This window comes from Hyphomonas beringensis (assembly GCF_000682755.1).
Taxonomy (GTDB): domain Bacteria; phylum Pseudomonadota; class Alphaproteobacteria; order Caulobacterales; family Hyphomonadaceae; genus Hyphomonas; species Hyphomonas beringensis.
Window position 1 is genome coordinate 54,242 of the sequence record NZ_AWFF01000037.1, and the last position, 7,911, is coordinate 62,152.

Here is a 7,911-nt window from a genome sequence, read left to right on the forward strand (position 1 = left end):
GAGGATACGAGGCATGAGTCGTACTCTGCAGATATTAAGACGCTGGGCCGTGAGCCTGGTCGGCGCGCTATTACTGCTGGCGGGGCCCGCCATTTCAGAAGACGACGCGCCTGAAAAGCTGGCCTTGCTGATCGCGAATTCGGCATATCTGGATGATTATGTCGGCACCCTGCCCGGCGTACCGCACGACCAGGAAAAGATGGAGACCGCCCTCAAAGAGATCGGCTTTGATGTCACCGTTCTGGCCGATGGCACGCAGGCGCAAATGCATGCGGCATTTGCGGATTTCCGGCGAAGGCTGGCCGACGCTCCGGAGGACTCGACTGGCTTTATCTATTACACAGGCCACGGCATCGGCAGTGGCGCGGGACAGGACTATTTTATCCCAATTGACCTGAACATTGACCTGTTCAGCCAGGGCCAAGACATGACATCGCAGAGCGTGTCGGTGGAGGAGGCACTGGCCCAAATGGTGTTTGGTGGCCGCCGCCAGCTGGTGCTCGCCTTTGATACGAACCGCGCCTATATCGGCCAGCGATCCAAAGGCATAGGCAAGCAGGCCAGCGCGGAAGACATGAAGCAGCCGGAGATCTATCAGCTGTGGGCCACGCGCATTGGTGACTATGCCTATGAGACGCCGCAGGGCTCATATTTCAGCCAGGCGCTGGCAGACGCGCTGCGCGAGCCAGGGCTGACCGTGACGGAGATCTTCGCGCGCGTGCAATCGGAAACCATCGAGGCGTCAGAGGGCCAGCAATTCCCTGAGGCGATCATCAGCACATCCCGCCCCCTCATCCTATATGAGGGCAAAGGGGAAAAGGATGCAGGCAGTGAGGCCGCGCCGACCAAATCTGTTCCGCTCGTGCAATCCAGCGCCTCCGGTGCGCCCCGGGCCGAAAGCCTGTCTCAGGACCTCGCCCTGGAACTCGCCGTCTGGCAGTCAGCTGTCAGCCTCAACTCGATTGAGGCAATGTCGGACTTTATCGAGAAGTTCCCTGACAGTGTTCTGATTGACCAGGCAAGGCTGCGCCTGAAAGCTCTCAGCCAGCGCGCGCCCACAGAGCCCAAGCCGCAAGCGGGGTTTGAGCATTACATGCCTGCCCGCAAGATGGACGGCCCGGCCCGGATCGCGCTGCTCATCGGCAACCGGAATTATGCACCAAACCTCAGCGATTTGACCAATCCGCACAATGATGTTCTCCTCATGAAGGACCGGCTGACAGAGGCGGGCTTTGAAGTGTTTCTCTACCGGGATGCAGATCCGGACCAGATGGGGCTGTCCCTCTCCAGTCTGGCAACGCGCCTGTCAAAGGAGCCCAAGGAGATGCCGCCAACGGTTTTCTTCTACTATTCCGGACACGGATTTGCACCCGACCCGACCGGGCCGAACTATCTGGCGCCGGTGGGGATGAAGCTGACCTCGGAAACGGATTTGATCCGCGCCCTCTCGATTGAGAAGGTGATTGAATATGTGCAGGCCTTTGAACCCTCCTTTGCGTTCTATGTGCTGGATGCCTGCCGGAATGATCCGGGCCTGCCCGCAGCGGGTGGCACCAAAAGCGTCAGCGCCAGCAAGGGCCTGTCGCGTGTGGACTGGGTCGGCGGCGCACTCGTCGCCTATGCCACCGCGCCGGGCGAGACCGCGTTCGATGCGCCCGAAGAAACGGTCGGCCCCTATGCCAAGGCGCTGGCAGATGCACTGAGCCAGCCTGGCATGGACGCAACGGATGTGTTCAAGACGGCGCAGCGGACCGTCTATTTCGAATCCCGCAAGACCCAGACGCCATGGATTTCCGATGGATTGATGCAGGATTTCTATTTCCTCCCGCTGGAAGACAGCGCACAGTCCGGCGCATCCAACTGACCTGACTCGTCCAAACGAAAGACTGCCCATGACCTGGAAACCCTCTGTCATTTCCGAATTGCTGCACCACCGCGCGAGAGGATTGTCCAAGGGAGACCCTGTAGCGCTGCCGATCCTGCCAAGCTCGACCTTCCTGCTGCCCGGCGATCCGGATGGCAGCCATTTCTATGGCCGTAATGGCAACCCGACCGTGGAAAGCGTCGAAGCGGAAATCGGCCTGCTGGAGAATGCCGAAGCGGTGCTGTTCCCATCCGGGATGGCGGCTGTGGCGGCGATCCTCCACACGCAGCTGAAGCCCGGCGACAAGGTGCTGGTCCATGCCGATGGCTATTACAATGTCCGCGCCCTGCTGGAGGAGCATTTCGTCCCCCGCGGCGTGATTGTGGAGACCTGCCCGACCGCCGAAATGGCGGAGGCCGACATGACAGGCTGCCGGCTGGTGATGATCGAGACGCCGTCAAATCCGGGGCTGGATGTCTGCGACATTGCCGCCGTGGCGGACCGGGCCAAGGCGGAGGGCGCCCTGCTGGTGGCTGACAATACGACCGCCACGCCGATCTGCCAGCAGCCGATGGATCTCGGCGCAGACATGGTGCTGATGGCCGATACCAAGGCCATGGCCGGGCACTCCGATGTGCTGTGCGGGCATGTGGCCAGCCGGGATACGGCGCTGATCAACCAGATCCGGACCTATCGGCGATTGGGCGGGGCAATCGTCAGCCCGTTTGACGCCTGGCTGCTGCATCGCGGGCTTGAGACGCTAGAACTGCGCGTTTTTCGGGCAAACGAGAATGCACTCGCCGTAGCGCAAATGCTGGAAAAGCACCCAGCCGTGCAGTCTGTGCGCTATCCCGGCCTGCCCCGTGACGTGAGCCATGCCATCGCGTCTCACCAGATGCGGGAGTATGGCCCGATCGTCAGCTTTACCCTGAAGGACCGCAAGTCTGCGGAAATGTTCATTGAAAACAACCCACTGATTGTTCCGGCGACCAGCTTTGGCGGGGTCCATACCTCTGCCGAGTGCAGAATCCGCTGGGGCGATCAGGTGGCGGAGGGATTCGTGCGTATGGCGTGCGGTATCGAGCCCACAGAAGACCTTGTTATTGCAACGGAAAAAGCGCTGGATACTTTGCGCTGAGCAACAGTCGCGATAAGTGACTTTCTAACTCAACTAGTATAGCGTTCATGTCTGTATGGGCGGGGTCTTATCCATGAAGCGTGTAAGTATAGTTGTTTTCTTTGTTTTGCTGGGTGCAGCCGTGTGGGGCTGGTTTCAGCTGAACCAGCCAAAAGAGCCCATGGCGCAGACTGAGCCGTTGCGCATCAATCAAGGGGTCATCACGGGCGGCATCGACGCTGATAACCCGGACATTCAGGTCTATAACGGTATCCCCTACGCCACGGCCCGCCGCTGGGCTGCGCCCTCAGCACCGCCGCAATGGGGCGCGATTACCCGGGACACCAGAGAGTTCGGCCCGCAATGCCTGCAGCAAGCTGGTGGTCTGGGAGACTTTATCGGCCGCATCACCAAAGGTGTTGGAATGCCGTGGTGGAAGCGCATGGTGGTGGAGCAATATGTTGCGTCCCAGCCCGCGCCGGAAGAGGTGGAAGACTGCCTGTTCCTGAACGTGCGTACGGCCAATCGCGGGAAACCAAAGCTTCAGCCGGTAATGGTCTGGATCCATGGCGGCTCTCACCAGACGGGCACCGGCTCAACAGAGCTGTATCAGGCGAACGGTCTGGTGGAGCACGGCGTCGTTCTGGTCACGATCAATTACCGCCTAGGCCCGTTCGGCTATCTCGCCCACCCGGCCCTGACGGAAGAGGCCGGAACGTCAGGCAATTACGGCCTGCTGGACCAGATCGCTGCGCTGGAATGGGTAAAGCGCAATATTACCGCGTTTGGCGGTGACCCGGACAATGTGACCGTGTTTGGCGAAAGTGCCGGCGCGCAATCTATCAGTGAGCTGATGGCTTCACCGCTGGCCGACGGCCTGTATCAGAAAGCGATCATGCAAAGCGGCGTCAGCAGCTATAATGCCATTCACCTGTCCCGCTCTCCCCTGCCCGGTGTACGCAGCGCGGAAGATGTCGGGGAGGAATTCCTGTCTACTCTGGCCGACAGCGCCGCAACCGCAGACAAGCTGCGCGCCATTCCGTCTGGCGCGATTGTCTCCCGTATCGACAGCCGACCGGATCTGGCGGCCTATTTCCTGCCGAATGTGGATGGCCAGATCCTGCCAGAAGCGATTGGCGAGGCGATCCGGGACGACACAATCAACAATGTGCCTGTGCTGGTCGGCTACAATTCAGATGAAGCGACCCTGTTCTACGACGCTTTCAAATCCCCCACGATCCTGAAGCCGAACATTACCGGCACTCTGGAAGAGCGCGAAGCGGCGCTGGCCAGCGTCTTCGGGCAAAACTCGGCCAAGGCCCTGCAAGCCCTTTACGGGATGACCAGCCTCGCCACCTGGGACAAGGGCGCAACGGACATGCTGGGCGATGATCTGTTCGGCGTGCATACGCGCTTTCTGGCCCGCCACAATACGGAGGCTGGCCAGCCGACCTGGGTCTACCAGTTCACGCGCACACCGCCGAGCAAGCGCCAGACACTGGGCGCCCACCATGCGGCAGAGATCCCCTTCGTGTTTGGCAGTCATGGCGGCATCCTGCCGGCCAATGATGACGACATGCCGCTGACAGAGGCCATGCAGACCTATTGGACCAATTTTGCGAAGACGGGCAACCCGAACGGAAAAGGCGTGCCCGACTGGCCAAAATATGACCCGGAACGCGATGTCTGGCTGGAGCTGAACCACGAGATCAAGCCCGTTTCCGGCCTGCGTGCCCGCAAGCTGGACATTCTGGAAGAGACCCTCAATGACCGTCTGGACCTAATTGTCGGGGCAGACCTGCCATTGATGGCGGATGATACCTCTGGCCTTTCCGCCCCCGGTGCATCAAGCGGTGAGGAGCCCCTGACAGATAGCAACTAGGCCCTCGCGGTCCACCTCATCGAAGGCATCATGCTCTGTCGAGTCGATGTCCAGAACAGCGGCCAGTTGGCCCTCATCATCGAACACCGGCACCACGATCTCTGAATTGGTGGCGGAGTCACAGGCGATGTGTCCCGGGAAAGCGTGCACATCGGGCACGATGATCGGTTCCTGCGTGGCGGCGACATGGCCACAGACGCCTTTGCCGAACGGAATACGCAGACAGCCAAGCGTTCCCTGATAGGGGCCGACAACCAGTTCGCGATCCTTCAGCGGGTCCACGACATAGAAACCGGTCCAGAAAAACCGCGGCTTGAAGGCCTGAGCCAGGATACAGGATGCTGTGGCATATCGCGCAGTGACAGAGGTTTCCCCCGCCACAACGGCGTCAATTTCCGCCTTGAGATCCCTGTAGAGTTCTGCCTTGTCCATATCCTGCCTCATCTCTGCCTTGAGGGCGCTATATCGGCATCCCGGAGCCGTTAAGCAATAGGCCGTTGAAGCTGTCTGCAACCTCTGAAATAGTCAGGGAGAGTCAGGGCGGTAGACGCCGCCGCCATGTGGGGAGAATTTGTTTGAGCCTGACTGGACGCATCTGCGCCGCATTGCTGGTCGCTGCAGCGGTTTGTCTGCCAGGCACAGCTCAACAGGATGCGTCTCAAGGCCTGCATGATGACTACTCCTATGGCGAAAACGAAGACGGGCCGCTGGCGACAGACCTGAACGCGCTGGACCGAGCCCATGAGGAATTCCTGCGTAACGGAGACATGCAGCTGCAGCGGCCAGAAGCCGAACCGGCCGAGCCACCGGAAGTCAAACCGCCCCCCGATTGGCTGCGAAGTCTATTCGAGTTTCTGAACGCTCTGGGTCCACTGTTTCAAATTCTGTTCTGGGTGGTCGTCATAGCGATCATAGGCGGCGTTCTCTATTTCCTGTTCGGGGAAGCGCTGCGGGTGCGCTTTGGCGGGGATGGCAGCAAGAAAGACAAGGATGGCGATGATGTCATTCCGGACTACCGTCCGGAAGCCGCTGTCGCGCGAACCCTTCTGGAAGAGGCGGACGCCCTTGCGCGGCAAGGCAAGTTTGCTGAAGCCGTGCACCTGCTATTGTTCCGCTCAATTGAAGACATCCAGACCAGAGTGGAAGACGGCGTGCCCCGCTCTCTGACCGCGCGGGAAATTGGCAGTCTGCGCTACCTGCCAGACCGTGTGCGCGCGGCGCTAAACCCGATCATCCGCATTGTCGAGCACAGCTTCTTTGGCGGCCGCGATGTGGATGAAGCCAACTGGAAAACGGCCCGTGCCTCCTATGAGGATTTTGCCTTTGGCGGGGAATGGTCATGAGCCGGGAGAGTCAGACAGAGTCTCCGTTTTCCGCGCGCGTCGTTGGCATTCTTCTGGCCGTAGCGATCCTGTCTTTTGGCGGCATCATGGTGCTGGCCAGTTGGTCACCGGAACTGCGTGACAAGAACAGGGCGGGGGATCACCCCTTCTCCACCTCCGCGCTGGGATATAATGGGTTTGTCCAGTTGCTGGAGGCCCAGAATTATCCGGTCGAAATATCCCGTTCCGAGCGAACCCTGACAGAGACAGATTGGGGTCTGCTTGTGCTGACCCTTGCCGACCGGGGCATGTCCGAAGACCTGCAAACTTATGAGCCAGGCCGGACCACTCTGATTGTCCTGCCCAAATGGATAGGGCAGACGGATCCGATGAATCCGAAGTGGCAAAGAAATGTCAAATTTGCGCGCATGGCCTCTGTGAATGATCTTTTGTCGGACCTTTCCATTGATGCAGAAGTCGACCGGATTGATGTGCCATGGGAAACCGAGACACCCTTCGGCAAGATGGCCCTGAAGCCGGATAAACAGATGCAGGTTTTGCGCAGCGAAAGCCTTGAGCCAATTGTCAGCGTTGGCGGCGGATACCTGCTATCAAAGGTGCCAGATCAGCCGGTCTATATTCTTAGCGATCCGGACATGATCAACACATTCGGCCTGTCCAACATCGCCAATGCACGCTTCGCCGTGCAGATGGTCGACTATCTGCGCTATGAATATGACGAACCGATCATTTTCGACGCGACATTGCACGGCTTTGTCCGGTCTGAAAACCTGATGCAGATGGTGTTCGATATTCCGTTTATTGGCGCGACGCTTGCAGCCCTGGCCAGCGCGCTGTTGCTGGGCTGGGCCGCGCTGGTGAGATTTGGTCCGCCCGCCCGCGAAGGCCGCGCCATCGCCCTTGGCAAGCAGGCCCTGGCGGATAATTCCGCAGGCCTCGTCAGCATGGCCCGCCGGGAAAGCCGCATGGCCCCTGGATATCTGCACATGATCCGCCGCCGCGTGGCACGTGAGATAGGCGCGCCAAAGACACTGACTGAAGCACAGCTGACAGCTCTGTTTGACCGTCTTGGCCCGGACGAAAAAACCGGCAAACGCTTTTCTGAAATGGAAGACGGATTGCGCGCACCTGCCGCAAACCGGGAAGACCTCATGAACAAGGCTCGCGACCTGTATCGCTGGCGCAAGGGAATTATTGGGAGATCGGTGAATGAACGTAAATGACATCAAGGCGCTGGCGGACAGGATTCGCGGCGAGGTTCGCAAGGCTGTTGTGGGCCAGGACACCACAGTCGATATTCTGTTGACCGCCCTGTTCTCCTCCGGTCACGTTCTGCTGGAGGGCCCGCCCGGAACGGCAAAAACGCTGTTGGCGCAATGCTTCGCCCGTTCGATCTCTCTCGGCTTTGGCCGCATCCAGTTCACGCCGGACCTGATGCCAGGCGATGTTCTGGGCACAAACTTGTTCAACTTCCAGACAAATGAGTTCAGCCTCACCAAGGGTCCGATCTTTACAGACCTGCTGCTGGCAGACGAGATCAACCGGACACCGCCCAAGACACAGGCCGCCCTGCTGGAGGCGATGCAGGAACGCAAGGTGACGATTGATGGCGACACCTACAGCCTGAATGATCGCTTCACCGTGATCGCCACACAAAACCCGATCGAACAGCAGGGCACCTATCCCCTGCCCGAAGCCCAGCTCG

General features: G+C 59.7%; 7 protein-coding genes. 6 read left to right on the forward strand and 1 reads right to left on the reverse strand.

All coding sequences use genetic code 11. The features are described from left to right. Positions 1 to 13 precede the first annotated feature (13 nt). From HY29_RS09325 to HY29_RS09335, 3 genes are all read left to right on the forward strand, one after another. Positions 14 to 1,864 carry a caspase family protein gene (locus HY29_RS09325; RefSeq protein ID WP_034796050.1) on the forward strand — a complete coding sequence of 617 codons (1,851 nt, stop codon included), beginning with the start codon at positions 14 to 16 and terminating at the stop codon, positions 1,862 to 1,864. A gap of 28 nt (positions 1,865 to 1,892) precedes the next feature. Next, a complete protein-coding gene (locus tag HY29_RS09330; RefSeq protein ID WP_034796051.1) occupies positions 1,893 to 3,002 on the forward strand; it encodes a cystathionine gamma-lyase in 1,110 nt (369 codons plus the stop codon). A 73-nt stretch (positions 3,003 to 3,075) separates the two neighbouring features. Next, positions 3,076 to 4,863: a carboxylesterase/lipase family protein gene (locus HY29_RS09335; protein ID WP_034796053.1), complete on the forward strand. Its 1,788-nt coding sequence runs from the start codon at positions 3,076 to 3,078 to the stop codon at positions 4,861 to 4,863. On the opposite strand, the gene HY29_RS09340 is transcribed toward HY29_RS09335, so the two are convergent. After that, a complete protein-coding gene (locus HY29_RS09340) occupies positions 4,828 to 5,295 on the reverse strand; it encodes a GAF domain-containing protein (protein ID WP_034796054.1) in 468 nt (155 codons plus the stop codon). The genes HY29_RS09335 and HY29_RS09340 overlap by 36 nt on opposite strands. A 143-nt stretch (positions 5,296 to 5,438) precedes the next feature. Here HY29_RS09340 and HY29_RS18455 point away from each other — a divergent pair, with 143 nt between their 5' ends. From HY29_RS18455 to HY29_RS09355, 3 genes are all read left to right on the forward strand, one after another. Next, positions 5,439 to 6,206 (forward strand): hypothetical protein, encoded by a 768-nt coding sequence (locus tag HY29_RS18455; protein WP_051601371.1) that lies wholly within the window; start codon positions 5,439 to 5,441, stop codon positions 6,204 to 6,206. Continuing rightward, complete coding sequence (locus HY29_RS18460) at positions 6,203 to 7,429, forward strand: hypothetical protein (RefSeq protein WP_155838278.1); 1,227 nt, start codon at positions 6,203 to 6,205, stop codon at positions 7,427 to 7,429. Before HY29_RS18455 ends, HY29_RS18460 begins: the two co-directional genes overlap by 4 nt. After that, the coding region (locus HY29_RS09355) for an AAA family ATPase (protein ID WP_034796057.1) at positions 7,416 to 7,911 on the forward strand (496 nt) is incomplete at its 3' end. The genes HY29_RS18460 and HY29_RS09355, both read left to right, overlap by 14 nt.